We start from the raw sequence: 17,548 nt of genomic DNA, 5'->3' as shown, positions 1-17,548 counted from the left end.
TCTTTTCTGGGCCAATCGGGGCATTTTATGCGGGAACTATGCCTAGAACATGACGGGAACCTAGAGAAGATTCTATCGAAAACACGGGAAACCTTAGAGCCTTTAATGCCACCCAATCTATGTGATTTTGATAGGGTTAATTGGGACTATGTGGGGCTTAATTATCTTTGGGGTGAGTGTTTTGATGAGATTGAGGATTGGTAATTTATTTGTAAGTTTTTTGTAAGTTTTTTGTAAGTATAAAGAAATCTTACACCGTGAAACCCTTACCCTGATTGGGTTTTAAGGTTTTGGGGTGATGATTTTGGGAGTTTCACGAAAGTTTTGTACAAAAATAGTACACATCACTTATTATGTGTGATAATCTATTAGATAGGAGATAGGAGATAAAAACATGGCAACCAATAAACCAGCGCCCGGAAATACAATTTTAATCGCTCAAGTGCCGGTAAATATGAAACAAGAAATTATCGCTCGTGCCAATAAGCAGGGGGCAACCGCCTCTTATGTATTGAGAGAACTACTTAAAAAATCCCTAGAAGTCGCATAAAAAAACAACCACGCCCGAAGCTTCGCAGGCTAGGGCGCGGTTCAAAAACATATTCTTAATGAGATGAAGTATAACACTTACGTTGATTTACTGTCAAGTAACCCCCTGAAATTTTCCCAGAACCGTGGGAACAGCGAGAGATTAACCGATAGAAAGATTACCAGCCCGATTAAACCAGCAATAAGTAGAATTAAGGCTAATTTTGGCAGAAATTGCCAAGATAAGCCTAGTTTTGCGGCACGGGGACTAAAAATCGCGGCACAAAAATCTGATTTTTTAGGGGGGGTGAGCCATGCTTAAGAGTTTTAACCGCTCTAACTCATGCCCGGTATGTGGGGAAGCTTCCCCCGATTGTCGGTACTCTACCGATGGGGAATTGGTTCTATGTCACAGCCATATCGATTTTGACCCCAATCATCCTGATTGGCATTACTTAGGGGTTGCCAGTAGTGGGGTGTGGGGAAAATTTGTTCCCAGAAAAAGCGAAGCATTCGATCGCGCGGTCTGGTTAGAGAAAAAAGCCGAACGAGAGCGCGACCGGTTAGAACGGGAACGGGAACACGCTAAGAATTCCCTGAGTATTCCAGATAGAGACAAGGCTCTAAGGAATCTATCCCAATCGCTAGGGCTGTCACAGCATCATCGACAAGCTTTACTCGATCGAGGTCTGACTCTCAGTCAGATAGAGTCAGGGTTATTTTTTAGTATCTCCCCTAATAAACCAGTGCCGGCAGATATTCCCCCTAATTTACCCGGGGTGATTAGTGGGAAAATAGCGGCCGCCGGTACTGGTATCGCTTGTTTAGCTTTTGATAGCGAGGGCCGAGCCATTGGCTATCAAGTCAGACTTGATAATGCCACGGACTCCAAATACCGATGGGCCAAGGGGTTAGAGTCTAGCCACTTACCCAATATTGAGCTACCTATCACCCATATCCCCAATGGCAAGGATAGCGGTCAAGTCTGGTTATCGGAGGGTATCCTTAAGCCTTTTGTGGCCGCGTATCGACACGGGATCAATGCCATAGGTGCAGCCGGTGGGAATTTCTCAGGTGCTGCTAATCAGGTTAAGAATGCGATCGCTTCCTATCGGGAATTAATATTATGCCCGGATGCCGGTGACATAAATAACCCTCAAGTGATGCTGAGATGGTCTAAAGAGATTAAATTTCTGGAATCTCTAGGGAAGCCGATATTAATTGCATGGTGGGGGCAAAAAACCAAAGATGATGATGATATTGATGAGATAGGGAATCTGGAATCAATCGAATTTATCACGCCTAGCCAATTCCTTGAAATGGGAAAAAGTGACCCTTTACCATTCTGGGAACGGGTTAAGCGATTGGTAGCGAGAGACAGGAAAAAAACCAGAAAAAGCTTACCTTTACCCTTACCGACTAAACGAGAGCCAAAAATATATGACCGGTCTGAGAGATTAAGTCTATGGTCAAAGGGTAAATACATTTTAGATATGTCTCCCACTGGGTCGGGTAAATCTTATGATGCTGGCACGTTAAACCCTGATAAATTAGGGGTTACAGACATTATTTATGTCACCAATGACCCTCGAAACGTCTCAACCCCAACGTTAAAAGAATGGTCTTTATTAGAAGGTCGTCACGCCGGTCTATACCGTAACGAATTGGGGGAAGTGAGAACACGAAAAAGAAAAGATTTACTCGATCGCTATCAGGAAAAAGACTTAAGGGCTAATTGCGCTAGGCCTCACACTCATGCGGCCTTAGCTAATCAGAATATCCCCCACGGGTTAGAATCAGCTACTATCTGTCAGGGTTGCCAATTCCTTGAATTATGCCGGTCTGGTAAAGGGGATTACGACTACCTACAAAAGCGTGCGATTGCATTGCAATCTAAGCGATTAATCGCTCACCCGGCAAGCTTACCACTGCCTAAGTCTCAAGACCCTGAGAATGGCTACGATTACAGCCATACAGCCCTAATTTTTGAGGAAAGCGAGTTAAGCTGTAACACTACCAAAAAGGTTACGGTATCAGAGAAAGATGTTAAGGATACGATTGAGGCCTTAGCGGAAAAGGATGATAATAATCTATTCCTAGCCTTAAAGCCTCTATTGATTGCCATTAAGAAGCTTCTCTCGGAAAAGCAATCTAATCGCTATGGAATTGACGGGAAAACCTTAAGAGAGAAGCTTCTAGGGCTAATCCCTAGCGATATAGATTTAAATCGCCTAAAAGAAGCTTTACAGCCCGATCTATCTTTCCTTGACCCAATCTCTGAAATGGGGGAATCAATAGCTGATATGCCGATCGCAGTTCGCCGGGCATTCTCTGAAAAGGATAGCAGTCTAGCGGAAAAAGCAGAAAATGAAGCTTTAAAGCAGTGGCTCCCTGAATTAATCAATGCTTTACAGGGTAAAGGCTATTTATCCCTTAATCATGGTATTTTATCGGTTTCCTTCCCAGATGAGAGATTGCAAGCGATTATAAATGAGGCCGCTAAGGTCATCTTCTTATCGGCCACGGACTCGATCGAGAATCTGGAAGCGCGAACCGGCTTAACAATTGATCTGATTACCACCGGGGGGGGGATTCCAGAGAATATGAATTTTATCCAAGTTTCAGACCTTGGCCGTAATGGTATAAGCCGGGGGGAAGGTCAAAAGCGACGATCTAAGGCTATCCTTGACCATTATCGGGAAAATGACCCCGATAACACGGCTTTTATCCGATTCCAGTCTCACTGCAAGGATGAAGATGACCAGACAAGTCTTAAGCATTTTGTCAATTCGCAGGGAACTAACTTAATCGCGGGTGTTACCCGTCTGATCATCGACGGTTTACCATGCCCTAACCTTGAGTCACTAAGGCATGACTACGCTGTTAGCACGGGTAATGACCCCTATGGTGAAGACTTCGATCGCTATACCCGTCATCGAATTTTGTCGATTATTAAGCAAGAGATAGGAAGGCTAAGGGCTAATCTTCACCCGGATCGAATTTTCGAGGTTGTACTGCTTACCAATTACGATTTTAGCGGCCTCATCCCCCTTAATCAGATTACGCAGGTCAAGGCCCATGAAATCACCCCGGATGCTGAAAGTGTCAGCGAGAGGACTAACCGGTTAATCCTAGAGGCCGCTAATCAGTTATCGGAAACCGGGCAAAAAATAACCGAGCGTGCGATCGCTTCTCTTAGTGGACTGGCACGAACTACCGTTAACCGGTGCCGGGAATTCCTTGATGAAATCTTGGCCACATTTACTATAAGTAACCCATATAGCAATTGTGGCCAAGCTGAAAACCTTACCCAGACTGAGTTAGACCTAATTAATGATGCTACCGACTACTTAGCGGCCTCTAGCGATGATTCACTCCTAACAGAATTTGAGGACATTCTAGAGATATTCGATCGCAATCAGTGGACTACTCTATGGGGATTTATCCCTATTCCAGTCCGGGATAAGCTTCTTAATCAGCTTTTGGCGATCGCTGAATAGGAAAAAAAAGGAAAAATACCGATTTTACACTGGCAAAAAATGACAGTGATAGGATTGCTTTACTATTAAAAAAATGGTAAAATAATATTAGGAAAGTAATAGGAAATAGTCAATTAACCCAATCAAAAAACTATGGACTACCAGCAACTAGAAATTAATCTCACCCTATCACCCCAAGACAGCCCTAAGCAAGGCATGATAAAAATAGGCGATTTTTGCTTTTATGATGATTTTCCCTACACTTTGATTGATTTTTGCTGCGATAATGTATTGATCGGAGATATAGAGCGAGATGCTTATTTATTGGTTAAGAATTATGAGATTGAATGCTTACCAGATAGATTGAACAATCCCGGAATGTGGCGCGTTAAGGGTTTTGAGGGGGATTGGGAAAATTTGTATAAAGAAAAAAACGGAGGGGATATTCCAGATCGTTTCTTACTAAGAAATATCAAGGATCAATCTGTTAGATGGTTTGATTGTGGTGATTGTGGTGATCTAGAATATCTAGGCGATCTAAAGGGAATTTTCTCAGGGCATGACGGGAAAAAGTACCCAGAAAGAAAGAAACCCAAAAAAACCAATAAAATCAGACCATAATCAGTTATTGGGGATTACTTTTTAGGTAATCCCTATAACCAAAAAAAACCTATCAACGCAAGACAAAAAATATGGACTACCAGCATCTCGAAAAAGAATTTGATTTAATCCTTGAAAAGCCTCTATGGATGAGGCCTATCATGCTGTCTGAATTGGCAAAAAAAAATAAAATATCTATCACTAGCCTTAAGGCTTCTTTTGATAGCTTTTGGAATCAAAGAATCAGGGAAAATCAGCTAAATAAAGGATAATCCCCTTTTATCGGGAATCCCCCCAAATTCTCCTGATAGCCCTAAAATAAGCCCATAGGGGCATGGCCAGGCACTTTAGATGCCAATAGCCCAAAAATAAACCATAATCCCCTTTATAGGTCGGTTTTGGGTTTTAAAAGCCGGTACAAAAATCTTATTTTTTATCACCCAAAAATGGGCATTTTAGCCGATAATCCTCGAAAAACAGCCAATATATCACGGTTAGAGTCCATGACTGCCATTCCCAACGTTTACCATCAATTCTGTCCTTTTTTGGTTAAAAACACCATAATTAAGGGGTTCCACTATTGGGGAATGAATTTAATAATAGTAAACACCTAATAAAAACCAAAAAATAACTAATAGGAATAAGTCAAAAAAAAATCCTCAAAACCCTTACCCTGTGGACGTTTTACCACCCCTACAGGTACTCGATAAATTAGTACAGGCGGGCATTCATGAATATAGGTCTTAATCACGCCATTTACTGAGTCAGCATGAATATACTCCCCATTTCCTAAATAGATGCCTACATGACCATTTATACCTGATTTACGGAAGACTAAAATATCTCCTTTATCTGGACTACCTTCTACTCTTGTCAGAATACTTTCGATAAATCTCACTAAAAAATTGTTTCTAGGTACTCGTTCGTAGTTTTCAAGGATGAAATCATGGGGTAAGAATCCGACTTTAATCCCCACGCCGGCAATAAATCCCACACAATCAGTTCCAATACCTTTGAGGGATTGACCGTGAAACCAAGGAGTACCCAACCACTCAATAGCCTCGTTAACAATCTGATCACCCAAAGAATCGTTTTTTTGTTCGTTCATTTTGTGCGTTTTCCCGTTCTTTTAATTGAGTTAGACTATATCCCATGTCATTCCTTGATTCTACAGTAACGTTATTGGTGTTATTGATTACTAAAGACTGATTAGAGTTATTGTTGTTTGAGGTTGTAGAATAGCTAGGTTTACCCCCGACAAACCCTCCGTTGGCGTAGTTCTTGATAGGAGCGTTATTTTTGTACTCTAGATAAGCTTCTGTCTCTTTAGGATTAAGAACTAACTCGCCTTCATTGGCTACAATTAAGCGAGGTTTTCGCCCACCACTCATCGCTCGTTCGCGCTGAAAAGCTGAAATGATATTTTTCTCTATCGGAGCGTTAGCTTTACCTACTTTGCCACCATCACTAAATAAACTAAATCCTGTGCCTAGAGAAAATGCAGAAGCTGGGGCTGAAGCAAAAAAGGATGGGGCTATTGTGCTACCAAGCGAGCCAAGTCCGCCACCAAAAAGCCCTGTTACTCCACTAAGTAGCCCGTTAAATAGTCCACCGTTACCACCTCCCCCAAAGATAGAGGAAAAGATGTTACCTACTGGTTTAAAGATACTGTTTAGGGCATTAGCAAAGAAGTTGCCTACTGGCCCGATGATTGCATTAAATACTGATTCAAATGCCTGAGTAATTGGTTTAGTGAATCCGTCGATAGCAGAAGTTAAAGCATCGATAGCAGGTTTAGTAATACCTTCGACAAATTTAGTTGCAATATTTAAACCAAGACTACTAAAAGCTGATTCTATTCCTTTTCCTTCTCTAATGTCAGAGAAAAAGCTTTCGGCTGCGCCACGATTTGGGGAAGCATCTAACGCTACCCGTTCTAATCTTAATTCTGCAAGTTTTCCCCATTCCGAGCGGATATTAGCCACATATTCAGCGTACTGTGGCAAGTCTTTATAAGGCTCTAAGTAATCCTCTAGTTCTTCTTTATCTTTTTGTAGGCTAATACGTTCGGCAAGGATAGCAGAATCATCAAATAGAGTCGGTCGAGATTGACTCTCTAGCTTCATTCTTTGAATAGTTAAATCATTCAACCGATCACGAATACTTCTGACTGTATCTCTGGTTTTTCTGAATGATGCTTCTAAGGTAGCTACTCCCTGATTTTTGCCTAATTGTTCAATCGCTTGATCGAGGATTGCTACCTGTTCTTTAGCTAATTCAGCGTTTTTAGCTAAAATCTCGATAGCTTTTGTCGTTTCTTTGACAAATTCAGGGGGGAGAGCTATACCCTTTTTTTGAAATTTTTCTAAGATTTCTTTTATTGCGTCGCTATATTTTTTTTGAGCGTCAGCATTTAAAAGTAAAGTCCGTCGTTGGTCTTCTAGTGATTCAATTTGAGAGCGATATTGACGAGAGACTTCTGTGGCACTCTTATTAATTTCCTCTTGTACTGTCAGATAGCCTTTAGAGTTGATAGTCAAGTCAGCAACGTTTTCAGAAGCATCTCTTAAAGTACGTTCTAATGTACGAGCGTCTTCCTCTTGTTGCCGTCTAAATTTCATTGATCTGTCAAGAGCATTGTTTAGATTTTGTTGCTCTTCTAACTGCCGTAAAAACTCCTCGGCGTTTTGGTTAGCTATTCCGGCATCGCGAATTTGACCAGCCGCCGCGCCAAGATTAGCCGTAGGGAGTTTGGGAACAGGGGGTAAATTAGGATTCTGGAAGTTAATCGGATTATCTTTAAGAACCGGTGGTAAATCGGCATCCCAAAAATTATCTTGGTTTTGATTGGGTAAGGTCGGTAATTGAGCTATGGGTGGGGGACTACTAAATTCTGGGCCACCTTGACCTTTTCTTTCAAGAGTATCCTTAATTATAATTGTAGTATTAGTAATAATGCCGCGATTGGCTCTTTATACAAGTTTCCTGTCTCTTTGATTGGAAAATACCTCGGTTTAGCGAGGGAATTTACGCCTGATCTTGATGCAAATCAAGAGTCTATCGGGGACGCGCCGATAGAGAATGCTGAACACTCGATTAGTAAGCAGATGAAGCAGGAAGGGAATCGCATACCCACTCAGTCCGAGAATGACTTGCAATCCCTTATTTTTTTCTCCCGCCCCACCTCAGCCGTGCGAGGATAGCCACGGCATAAATAACCCGAATGCCTCACCTGATAAGGCATCTAAGCGAAGTTCCAAAAAACCACGGGGCGCAATCCCCGAAAACCCTGGCCAGCTTACGATCTGGGATTCACCAGCCTGATTTTTTGAACCGAGCAGAACCTTGAAAACTGAATTTTAGCGAATGGGGCGCAATTCTTACTCAGAACCCTTTTACATCAAGGGTTCTGGAAAGATGGGAAAGAATTAAGCTTAAGCTTTGTTGAGGATTGAAACAAATTCGCGAAGCTGAAATAGCCGATCAAAACAGTCAAGAAAGAATTAAGCTTAAGCTTTGTTGAGGATTGAAACAGAAGAGAGATTCTTAAGAGAAACTGCCTTAGAAACTAACCTACACCCATTAGAAAAATGCCCAATATTCCCCATTTTTGGGCATTTTCCCTATGAGAAGTGATTCAAGGCTAATTGATAGGATAGTAAAGGCCGGCTCTCAGTATTAGGTGCTTTCTCACATCTTTTCCTTGAGGGGAATCTGGGATTTTTTCGCGGCTTATCCATCGATGGAGTGAGTCATAGCTTACCCTTACCTTTTTGGACTTTAAGTAGTCGACTGCGGCCATAGCGGTCATCCCCACGGTTTCGATCGCTTCCTTGACTGGTTCTGTATCACTACCAGACTCAACGCTATCTATACCAGTCTCAACCGTTGGCAAGGTTCCGATCGCCGGTTCGCCGGGTGGTGAGCATGAAACTTTTTCGGTCAAGGAAGCGATCGCATCCGTTGCCGGTTCATTTATTGATGAGATTGGTTCACTACCAGACTCAACGGTTTCGATTGGGGAAGCGATCGAAGCCTCTCGCTGCATCCTTAATAATAATTCCATATCATCTAAACTACCATCTAAACTACCATCTAATCTTTCCTCTAGCCTTGACAGTCTATCACTCAAGGAAGTGAGCAACTTTCCCACGGTAGCATCTAACCTCTCATCTAATAAACCATCTAACTCTGATTCTATAAGGGTTTTGAGTTTACCATCTAACCTCTCATCTAAAACATCATCTAAGGTACTGCTTAAGCTTGATTCTATAAGGGTTTTGAGGTTATCATCTAAAGCATCATCTAAACTACCATCTAACCCGTCCGTGACAAATTGCTTGACTGCCAGATTGTCGGTAAGGGACGGGTACAGCGATCGGAGTTTATCGAGATAGCGGTCACTGATCGAGAAGGAAATTACTTTACTCATGGCATCTAATCTAATCTAAGATGATAGTATCATAATCTAATTAGATTAGATGCTGTCATCTAAGTATGACACTTTGATAATTGGCACTCGATCGCATTCCAAGACTAACGATAAATCACCCCTAAAACTTTTTTTCGTGGCTTTTAGGGGCATTTATGAAGGGGTATTTTTGGGTTAAATCAGACTATCTAGAAGATCGGTTATTTGACCCTGTAAGTTTTTTCGATTGTCGTCATAAATCAGTAAGGTATTCAGCGAACTATGACGCGACAATTTCTGTACCCGTCTCACATCCCCCCCGGTTGCCTCAAGCGCAGCCGTGATAGAACTGTGTCGGATCCGGTGAGGTGACATAGTTTTGGTGATACCAGCATCCTGACAGCGATCGCTCACAATATTGTAAATAGACTGAGTAGATAGGCGGCCGTCCCGGTAGCCGGGATTGACTGACACAAATAAAGCCTTATCGGGGTTAGTTTCCCCCCTTGCCTCTAGCCACGCCATGATCGCCGTGACCGTTCCACTGCCTAACGAGACGGTTTCAGCATTGTGACCCTTACCCTTCCCAAAAATTCTCAGGGTTTTAGCTACCGGGTCAAAGTCATTTATATTGGCCTTGCTGACTTCCGATCGCCGGAGGGCATTAGACCAAAGAAGCATTAAGAGTGCATAATCTCTAATACCCTTAAGAGTCTCTCGATCAATCCCCCCTAGCACTCGCTTGAATGTCTCGCAATCAACCCCGGTCGTGTCACGATATGATGACAATTTCTCACCCTTGACCGCTTCTAACATAAACTCACAATGACCACAATTATAAGCAAAACAGACTAAAGACTTAATAGCGGCTAATCTTCTATTAATCGTTGCCGATTTTAACCCTTTAGTGACCAATTCCCCCTTATAGCGGGAAACCAACTCAAAAGCTTTATGGCGATCGAGCGATAGGAATTTTCCTAATTCCAGATTAAGATCAGCAAGAAAATTTTCAATATCTTTTTGGTACACCCTACGGGTATGAGGTGATCTTTTAGTAGCCAACCAATCACCTAAAACCCTCTCCCAGTCAGTCACAGGGGGAACCGGGGTTAAATGGGAAAGTCGAGAATTTAGTAGTACAACGTTATCAGTCATGTAGCGAAAAGGTTTATTATCAACAGATAGCTAGGGATTCCCAGAAAAGAAAACGCGCCACGATGCTGTGGCTATTGCCGTTCCTAAAATAGCGATTAATGTCCAGACCTGATTTTTCTGGGTTCCCTCAACCTTTTCTACCCTTTAGTCTTTCCTGAATTTTCTTTGCTCTTCCAGCAACCGATTTTCGATGATCATTGCTTAGTCTTTCTAAATGTGGAAATAACCATTGTTTTAATATTACATCGGTTTTCGACCAGTGAGCTAACGTTTCCATTGAATTGTTTAATACGATCCAATCGGTATAAGTTACTAAATTTCTTTTCAGAATAATTTTTGCCTTATCTTTTTGAACTTCTGACATAAACGACTCAAGTGTTTTAAATAAGTCCGCTAGTGTCCACTGAGTAGAGGCTTGATCAATAAGAGAAATTTCAGAAATAAATTTATCAATATATGAAACAAGCCATTCAGGCTTTTCACGAGAAATTCTCTTTATTGCATTTGATGTACGAAGCCGAACAACTTCATCGTTACTAAAATAGCAAGAATATAAATCACTAAGCTTCGTAGGATTTGACAAAACGAGATTAACAACTTGAACAGTATTTCCAAGTGAGTTGGGATGACCGCCTGTAAGCATCGCTTCAAAAGAAATGTCCTGCATAACTATTCCAAAAAATCAAAAGTAAATTGAGAAAATTTTCCGAACAAACGAAAAAGAAGAAAGTATTAATCAAAAAACTTAGATTTCGAGAAAGCAAACTTTACCCCGAAAATAGCACAAAGAACAAAATAAACGTACAGAGAAGAGGCTTCAGGAGTTGTTGGAACGGATACAGTAGTTCTAGTAGCAATAAAATGAAGATCGGAAAAAAAGCTTTCACCAAACACGATAAGAGAATACGTACCATCGTCAAATAAATTAAACAACAACAAATCTAAAGATTGATTCCCAGAAAGAATTTGAAAGCCAAGCCCATTAATATTGAGTTGTGGCGTTAATTCATACAATAAATTATCATTACCGGCAAAAGAGTTAGTAGGTAAAAGGGAAAAAATAGGACGATTTTCTGCTGTTCCCGTAATTTCTAGAATAGAAAAAGAATTATCCGATGACAATTTATCGGTTAAGAAAGTACCGCTACCACCTATAGAACCACCACCACTATAACTCCAGCTCCACAATACGGAAGCGGATACGGGAGAAGAAAAACTAAAAAAGACAGTCGAAGTAGAAAGAAAAATTCCCGAAACAAAAGAGAGCGGTAGTAATTTCATTTTAATCGCCATAACTTCAGAAAATACCAAAAAACAAAAATTATTGACAACGAAGAAAAGTTAAAAGAGCCAATTAGGAATAACCGCTGAACCAAAACATTAGAAAAAATTGATAGAAACCAGCAAAGTTAATTTAAAGCATCAAAAAATAGTTTTTTATCTTGAATGGAAATTTGAGAAACGATTTTTGGAAGCTCATATATTTGATGAATTAAAGAAATAAAAATACCGAGTAGAGTTAAAGAGAAACTAAACATAACGCCAATCAAAACTCCAAGACTACCGAAAGCAATACCTAGAATAACAACACTCCCTACACCAATAAACCAATAGCAAAAGAAGACCAAAAACATCGGTGTTTGTGTGTCTCTAAACCCTCGCAAAATTCCAGCACAAACAACAATAATTCCATTAATTAATTGTACAATTGACATCCATTTCATAAAAAGTTTAGATCGCTCAATAAAAATTAAATTTTGATCGATTTCCCTGCTTGAGATTAAACGAACTAGTTGTTCATCAAAAAGGTATATAAAGAATAGAGAAAAACAACCGTAAATTAAAATCAAACCGATAGAAATAAAACAACACAAGGTAATTCGGTATATATCTTTTTGACCGACGGCAAGGGCAACCCTAGTAGTAGCAGCATGAGAAAAGCCTACGGGTAACATATAAAATATAGATAGCCATTGTAGTGCAAGTGAGAAAGCCGCTAGATCGTTTGCACTAATTCTCCCGAAGACCAATCCGGCAACCGCAAAAATAGCGTACTCTGAAACGATAACGAATCCGATAGGTATACCGAGAGAAATAATCGAAAAAAATAGTGGTAAGCTAATTTCTAGATTTTTTCTAGAAAAAAAGTTGAATTTATCATTAGCATGAATATAAATCATAAAAAATAGGATAACTACCATCAAAAAATTTGTTAGGCTTGTGCTTACTGCAGAACCAGCTACACCAAATGGAGGAATGCCGAACATTCCAAACATAAAAATGAAATTACCACAAGCGTTAACGAAAACACCGATTAAAGAGACAGAAACTAATAAAATTACACTCTCAACCGTCGTTAAGAAAACTCTCAAAATAATAAATAATAATGATGGCAGAAATCCTGGAACTAGATAGCGAGCGTAACTTTGAGCGATTTCAATTACATCAGCCTGTTGACCGAGAAGAATCAAACAGGGCTTCATAAATATCGCAATAATAATCATAGGAACAGCCATAACACAGGCTAAAATTATACCATGATTAAATATTCTAGTCAGATCTTCATTGCGAGATTCTCCTAAAGCTGTCCCCATTAATGGCGCGGTTGCCTGTAGAACTCCCATAAAAAAAAGAAAGAGTAAAAGTTCTAGTGAATTCACCAGCGAGCCTGCCGCTAAGGCTTCTGAGCCAAATCGTCCCATCATTACCGTATCGGTAACGCCGATCGCGATTTGGTTAAACTGGCTTAAACCAATTCCGAATCCTAAAAGTGCTGTAGCAGAAACTTCTTGAAAAATCAAAGTTAGATCAAAATTAAAACTGCGCTTGAACATAATAAATTGTAAGCAAACAAAATACAGATTCGAGAAAAAACGGAATATAGCAACATAATCCCATATATATTTCTCAAAAAAGGAGAAATATAAGTTGAACAAGAGATAAAAAATGAATTGTTAAATCATGTTCATATTTTTTGGAAAATATCTAAAATTTCATAGGTCATTGGAGGGCATTGATATGGTTTGCCCTGAATTGGGGTTCTATACACTTGGCGGAAACATGAATTTGATAGATCTAGTACTTGAGCTTTGGTAAGCAGATCATAACGATCCCAATCACAAAACATCTGAGTTCCTTGAGCCTCTCCCGCAAAATACACTCCATTATATTCAATTTGATGACCTTCTTTATTATAAAAATTAAATCGAATTACTGGAGTGTTCTCAATTCTTAAAAACTCAGTATTTGTTTCTTGGTGATGATTGATCTCTTCAAACTCTGGTAAAACGGACAGTAGCATACAAACAAAATATCCACCCGGCGCAACAATTTGCGAGGAGCGCTCGAGCAACCGAGTCATATCAACTAGTGAAACTGGAACAAAAAGAGAAATAACCACGTCAAACTGGCGTTCTGGCAACGATTTGGTGAAGTCTAGTAACTCAAAATTAATATTTTTTCCAATAGCTTCAGCTCTTTTTCTAGATATAGAAATAGACTCTTGATTACTATCATATCCAAAACATTCATAGCCAAAATCAGAAAGATACATTAAATTAACACCAGTGCCACTGCCCAACTCGCAAATTGTCCGAACATTACATTTACTCGAAAAAAAATCATGAATTAAACTGCATACACCTTGATGATCCCAATAGTGTCGTCGAAAAGCTTCAATATATTTTACACAATGCTCTGGATAAGAAATTTTCCAAGTGGTTTCCGGTCTAAATTCAAAATTACTCATTGTCTTCTCCAAAAGAAAATGTTCAAAAAAACAATTATTGAGAGATAAAATCGGCGATTGAAATCAAACTCATTTGAACTCCTAAAAGCGCTACCAAAGGCTGATTATTGGTCGAAAGAGTAATCAATGTATGTTCACCCTCAGAAGAAAAGGATAGCTGATCGAAAGTTAATCCCCCTCGAAGAACCAAGCGATCCAATCCATCTTCAAAATCGAAGATAATGTCCGCACCGAAACCTCCTGATTCAAGAATAAAACGATCTCGCCCGCTCCCCCCAGTGATAAAGTCGCCTCCAACACCACTGTCGATTAGATCATCTCCTGCACCACCATGAAGAAAATCAATTTGCATACTGCCAATTAAGGTATCATTTCCAGAATTTCCATCCAAAACATTGTTTCCATCTCCGCCATCAAGATAATCATCGCCATCTCCACCTACGAGGACATCACTTTCCCCCTCACCGTAAAGAGTATCATTACCTTCATCTCCTCGCAAAAAATCTCTTCCTTGCTCTCCGTTTAAATGATCACTACCCTTGCCACCGCTTAATGCATCATCGCCCGAACCACCAAATATTTTATCGTTTCCATTATCTCCACCGAGAAAATCATTATCTTCATTACCAAAAATTGTGTCATCTCCATCACCACCACTAATAAAATCACCAATTAAACTACCTTGAAGAAAATTATTTTGACGATTACCATCAATAAAATTCAAGAGTGGGAATTGGTTATTTGTTACATTAGATGAGCCTTGATTATTGGAATTGCTTTCAGAATAGGTTAATGAAGCAGGTAGGGTATTCAAAATTAAAAAATCATTCTCTGCAATAGAATTTGCCGGCACAAAAGGCAAAAATGCGAGCACTTGTCCGGTATTCCGAATTGAAATTACCGTATTGTTAAATATCGAAAAAACCGAGATGTCTTGAAATCTTAACCCACCACTTAACCCTATAGAGTCTACTCCATCTTGAAAATCAAAAATAATATTTGCTCCAATAATCGGAGCCAATACGAAGATATCGCGTCCGTTATCCCCCTCGTAGAAGTCATATCCTGCTTGATTGATCAATATATCATCCCCGTCACCACCTACAATAATATCGTTGTCAGCACCTCCAAATAATATGTCTCGACCATTATCTCCACGGAGAAAATCGTTTCCTTGATCGCCTAATATATAATCATCTTCTTCCTGTCCGCTTAAAAAATCATTACCCGCTCCTCCTTGAAGCCAATCTTGTCCGTCACCTCCATCAAGAAAATCATTTCCTTCTCCGCCGAATATCCGATCGTTATCTTCCTCACCTACTAAAAAATCATTACCCTCATCTCCGCGAATATAATCTTGCCCGGCACCTGAAAAAATTAAATCATTACCAGAACGTCCGAAAAAAGTGTTATTTTCGGCATTTCCAACTAAAAAGTCATTATTTGCGGAAGAGCGAAGAAGATCACTAGCTAAACTAGGTAGTAGTCGGAGAAGCCTATCTATAACTCTATCTCCAGTTAGTAGATCGTAAATTAAAAAAAGATTAGGTAAGGCACTCATACAAAACTAACTCCTTGACTTGACATATTGAAAAATTGATTATTTTTAAATTTAAGATAAGACGAAAGATTCGGTAATATTTGGTTCAAATTTTCGGCACTTCGCTTAATTTCAAGTAACTTATCTCTACCTGTATCATCATATTCTAAAATTGGTAAGCTTGTTTGTGGGTAACGTTCCATTCCAGCTAAAATACAAATATACGAATAATCGGGAAAACTTAACCCTACTAATTCTGGCGAGTTATACGGCCATCTAGCCTGCCATAAATCTAATTTATCCTGTAATGAATTAGGAATTTTCAATTCGTATTTATTTACTCGCCAAAAATTTGTATCTTCTCGCTGTGTCAAGCAATAATGCATTACGATAAAATCTCTAATTTCTTCATACTCTCTTTTCATAAGAGAATTATAAATTGCAATATTTGTTTCTGAAAAAGTTTTATCTGGAAAATATTGTAGCAAATGTTTTAATCCAGCCTCAATTAGATATATACCTGTTGATTCTAAAGGTTCAATAAATCCACTACTTAATCCAATACTGATACAATTTTTTTCCCAACTATTTTTTGTTCTACCCACTCTTAATTTTAAGTGTTTGACGTCACAGGTTTTATTATAATTTAAAACATTTTTTAACTCAAACTCAGCTTTAGATTCATTTAAAAAACTACTAGAGTATACATAACCATAGCTCGTTCTCGAAACTAATGGAATCGTCCACATCCATCCCGAAGTCAACGCTCTTGCTATAGTATACGGAGCGATACCATCAATTTTTTCGTTGTATGGATCTTCAGGGTCGTTGTGAACGGATAATGCTACTGCACTATCACATAATAAATTTTCGGAAAAAGATAAAAATGGTACTTTTAGAGCTTGATTTATCAATAGGCCTCGAAAACCCGTACAATCTATATATAAATCTCCTGCGACCCGACCATTCTCGTTTAATTCGAGATAATCTATATATCCACGGTGATCTATAGAGACATAATTTACATCATCAAGAATATGCCTAACTCCCAAAGAGATAGCTTTCTCTTGTAAATAGTTCGCTAAAAGTTTAGCGTCAAAATGATAGGCATATTCTAGTTTCCAATCAAATTCAGGTGTATCGTACAATTTGGGTGATTTTTTATTTTCACAAATTTTTATTGTTTCAAAACAATCAGAAAAACAAGATTTATCGCGTTCGTGAAGATTATTCCTCAACCAATAATGTAAAACTTTTGTGTCTGTCTTTTCTGTATAATACCATTGCCCTATAGGATGCCAAAATACATTATTTTTCGGTACTCCAGACCAATCAATAAATTTAATCGCTAACTTAAATGTAGCATTACACTTCGCCATGAATTCGGTCTCGGAAATACCTAAATTTTTAAATGTATTTACAATCGTAGGAATTGTGGCTTCACCAATACCCAGAATAGGGATCGTAGGAGATTCAATTAAAGTAATTTGGCAATTTCTTTCTTTGAGTTTATTTAATTTACTTTCAAGATACAATGCTGAAAGCCAACCGGCTGTTCCACCGCCAACAATAACAATTGTTTTAATTTTATCTGGATTAGCAGTCTTCATATTTTCCCTCCAACTATAGTAAAAGGCCAATTCAAGTCTGAATTGCATCACTGTCTGATCTACCTTTATAGAATACCTCATTCGGGGTACGATAGTCAAGACATTTTCGAGGACGATTGTTAATCAAGTTTACGGCTCTTTCCACCTCCTCTGGCTTAACGATTTTAAAATTCGTTCCCTTGGGGAAAAATTGTCTTAACAGTCCATTGGTATGCTCGTTTAATCCCCTCTCCCACGAATGATAAGGAGTAGCAAAATAAAAATCTGCTCCTAGTTTCTGACTCAACTCTTGATGTCCACAAAATTCTTTGCCGTTGTCACAAGTAAAGGTTTTTCTGGGTGCATCCCACTTAGGAATGAGCATAAATACTCAGAAGGCAGGAGCGATTGAGATAAGCACATCGCAGACGGAGAATAGGGGAAACATTCTCTCGTTTCCAGCTTGCTCCTGACAGCTTAACCCGAGCACCGACCTGT

At 39.4% G+C, this 17,548-nt stretch carries 14 protein-coding genes and 2 pseudogenes; 4 read left to right on the top strand and 12 right to left on the bottom strand.

What is annotated here, in order from left to right; all coding sequences use genetic code 11:
• The first annotated feature begins 394 nt into the window (after positions 1-394).
• The 4 genes from IM515_RS23660 to IM515_RS23645 all read left to right on the top strand — a co-directional run bounded on the left by IM515_RS23660 (position 395) and on the right by IM515_RS23645 (position 4,879).
• Positions 395-550 (top strand): hypothetical protein, encoded by a 156-nt coding sequence (locus IM515_RS23660; RefSeq protein ID WP_287629231.1) that lies wholly within the window; start codon positions 395-397, stop codon positions 548-550.
• Between the two features lie 292 nt (positions 551-842).
• Positions 843-4,028, top strand: coding sequence for a hypothetical protein (locus tag IM515_RS23655; protein ID WP_287629229.1), 3,186 nt, complete (start codon positions 843-845; stop codon positions 4,026-4,028).
• A 195-nt stretch (positions 4,029-4,223) separates the two neighbouring features.
• The gene (locus IM515_RS23650; protein WP_287629228.1) at positions 4,224-4,628 is read left to right on the top strand and encodes a hypothetical protein; all 405 of its coding nucleotides are present in this window, start codon (positions 4,224-4,226) and stop codon (positions 4,626-4,628) included.
• 71 nt (positions 4,629-4,699) lie between these two features.
• Positions 4,700-4,879: a hypothetical protein gene (locus IM515_RS23645; protein ID WP_287629226.1), complete on the top strand. Its 180-nt coding sequence runs from the start codon at positions 4,700-4,702 to the stop codon at positions 4,877-4,879.
• A 359-nt stretch (positions 4,880-5,238) separates the two neighbouring features.
• Here IM515_RS23645 and IM515_RS23640 read toward each other — a convergent pair whose 3' ends face one another.
• The 12 genes and pseudogenes from IM515_RS23640 to IM515_RS23590 all read right to left on the bottom strand — a co-directional run.
• Positions 5,239-5,715 (bottom strand): C40 family peptidase, encoded by a 477-nt coding sequence (locus IM515_RS23640; RefSeq protein WP_287629225.1) that lies wholly within the window; start codon positions 5,713-5,715, stop codon positions 5,239-5,241.
• Entirely contained in the window at positions 5,684-7,228 is a 1,545-nt protein-coding gene (locus IM515_RS23635; protein WP_287629224.1) for a hypothetical protein, read from the bottom strand. The genes IM515_RS23640 and IM515_RS23635 overlap by 32 nt, the downstream gene beginning before the upstream one ends.
• A 1,022-nt stretch (positions 7,229-8,250) precedes the next feature.
• Positions 8,251-9,039 (bottom strand): hypothetical protein, encoded by a 789-nt coding sequence (locus tag IM515_RS23630; RefSeq protein WP_287629223.1) that lies wholly within the window; start codon positions 9,037-9,039, stop codon positions 8,251-8,253.
• Positions 9,040-9,213: 174 nt separating this feature from the next.
• Positions 9,214-10,173 carry a tyrosine-type recombinase/integrase gene (locus IM515_RS23625; protein ID WP_287629221.1) on the bottom strand — a complete coding sequence of 320 codons (960 nt, stop codon included), beginning with the start codon at positions 10,171-10,173 and terminating at the stop codon, positions 9,214-9,216.
• Positions 10,174-10,203: 30 nt separating this feature from the next.
• A pseudogene (locus tag IM515_RS23620) lies at positions 10,204-10,317 on the bottom strand (polyhydroxyalkanoate biosynthesis repressor PhaR); the annotation flags it as partial.
• On the bottom strand, positions 10,301-10,840 hold the full coding sequence (locus tag IM515_RS26240) for a hypothetical protein (protein ID WP_425589507.1): 540 nt from the start codon (positions 10,838-10,840) through the stop codon (positions 10,301-10,303). The pseudogene IM515_RS23620 and the gene IM515_RS26240, both read right to left, overlap by 17 nt.
• A gap of 65 nt (positions 10,841-10,905) precedes the next feature.
• Complete coding sequence (locus IM515_RS23615) at positions 10,906-11,454, bottom strand: hypothetical protein (protein ID WP_287629218.1); 549 nt, start codon at positions 11,452-11,454, stop codon at positions 10,906-10,908.
• A gap of 128 nt (positions 11,455-11,582) precedes the next feature.
• Positions 11,583-13,007, bottom strand: coding sequence for an MATE family efflux transporter (locus IM515_RS23610; RefSeq protein WP_287629217.1), 1,425 nt, complete (start codon positions 13,005-13,007; stop codon positions 11,583-11,585).
• Positions 13,008-13,138: 131 nt separating this feature from the next.
• Complete coding sequence (locus IM515_RS23605) at positions 13,139-13,921, bottom strand: class I SAM-dependent methyltransferase (RefSeq protein WP_287629216.1); 783 nt, start codon at positions 13,919-13,921, stop codon at positions 13,139-13,141.
• 34 nt (positions 13,922-13,955) lie between these two features.
• Entirely contained in the window at positions 13,956-15,482 is a 1,527-nt protein-coding gene (locus IM515_RS23600; protein WP_287629215.1) for a calcium-binding protein, read from the bottom strand.
• Positions 15,479-17,071: a tryptophan halogenase family protein gene (locus tag IM515_RS23595; protein ID WP_287629214.1), complete on the bottom strand. Its 1,593-nt coding sequence runs from the start codon at positions 17,069-17,071 to the stop codon at positions 15,479-15,481. The genes IM515_RS23600 and IM515_RS23595 overlap by 4 nt, the downstream gene beginning before the upstream one ends.
• 31 nt (positions 17,072-17,102) lie before the next feature.
• Positions 17,103-17,408, bottom strand: a pseudogene (locus IM515_RS23590) (IS30 family transposase); the annotation flags it as partial.
• Between the last annotated feature and the right edge of the window lie 140 nt (positions 17,409-17,548).

This window comes from Microcystis sp. M44BS1, from assembly GCF_020244875.1.
GTDB classification, from domain to species: domain Bacteria; phylum Cyanobacteriota; class Cyanobacteriia; order Cyanobacteriales; family Microcystaceae; genus Microcystis; species Microcystis panniformis.
This window is presented reverse-complemented; position numbering and strand designations above follow the sequence as displayed.

Bases quoted from the DNA above. Each gene is read 5' to 3' on its own strand.
- IM515_RS23610 (WP_287629217.1), bottom strand. From the start codon at position 13,007: ATGTTCAAGCGCAGTTTTAATTTTGATCTAACTTTGATTTTTCAAGAA.
- IM515_RS23635 (WP_287629224.1), bottom strand. From the start codon at position 7,228: ATGAAATTTAGACGGCAACAAGAGGAAGACGCTCGTACATTAGAACGT.
- IM515_RS23650 (WP_287629228.1), top strand. From the start codon at position 4,224: ATGATAAAAATAGGCGATTTTTGCTTTTATGATGATTTTCCCTACACT.
- IM515_RS23660 (WP_287629231.1), top strand. From the start codon at position 395: ATGGCAACCAATAAACCAGCGCCCGGAAATACAATTTTAATCGCTCAA.
- IM515_RS23600 (WP_287629215.1), bottom strand. From the start codon at position 15,482: ATGAGTGCCTTACCTAATCTTTTTTTAATTTACGATCTACTAACTGGA.
- IM515_RS26240 (WP_425589507.1), bottom strand. From the start codon at position 10,840: ATGCAGGACATTTCTTTTGAAGCGATGCTTACAGGCGGTCATCCCAAC.
- IM515_RS23655 (WP_287629229.1), top strand. From the start codon at position 843: ATGCTTAAGAGTTTTAACCGCTCTAACTCATGCCCGGTATGTGGGGAA.
- IM515_RS23595 (WP_287629214.1), bottom strand. From the start codon at position 17,071: ATGAAGACTGCTAATCCAGATAAAATTAAAACAATTGTTATTGTTGGC.
- IM515_RS23630 (WP_287629223.1), bottom strand. From the start codon at position 9,039: ATGAGTAAAGTAATTTCCTTCTCGATCAGTGACCGCTATCTCGATAAA.
- IM515_RS23605 (WP_287629216.1), bottom strand. From the start codon at position 13,921: ATGAGTAATTTTGAATTTAGACCGGAAACCACTTGGAAAATTTCTTAT.
- IM515_RS23645 (WP_287629226.1), top strand. From the start codon at position 4,700: ATGGACTACCAGCATCTCGAAAAAGAATTTGATTTAATCCTTGAAAAG.
- IM515_RS23625 (WP_287629221.1), bottom strand. From the start codon at position 10,173: ATGACTGATAACGTTGTACTACTAAATTCTCGACTTTCCCATTTAACC.
- IM515_RS23640 (WP_287629225.1), bottom strand. From the start codon at position 5,715: ATGAACGAACAAAAAAACGATTCTTTGGGTGATCAGATTGTTAACGAG.
- IM515_RS23615 (WP_287629218.1), bottom strand. From the start codon at position 11,454: ATGAAATTACTACCGCTCTCTTTTGTTTCGGGAATTTTTCTTTCTACT.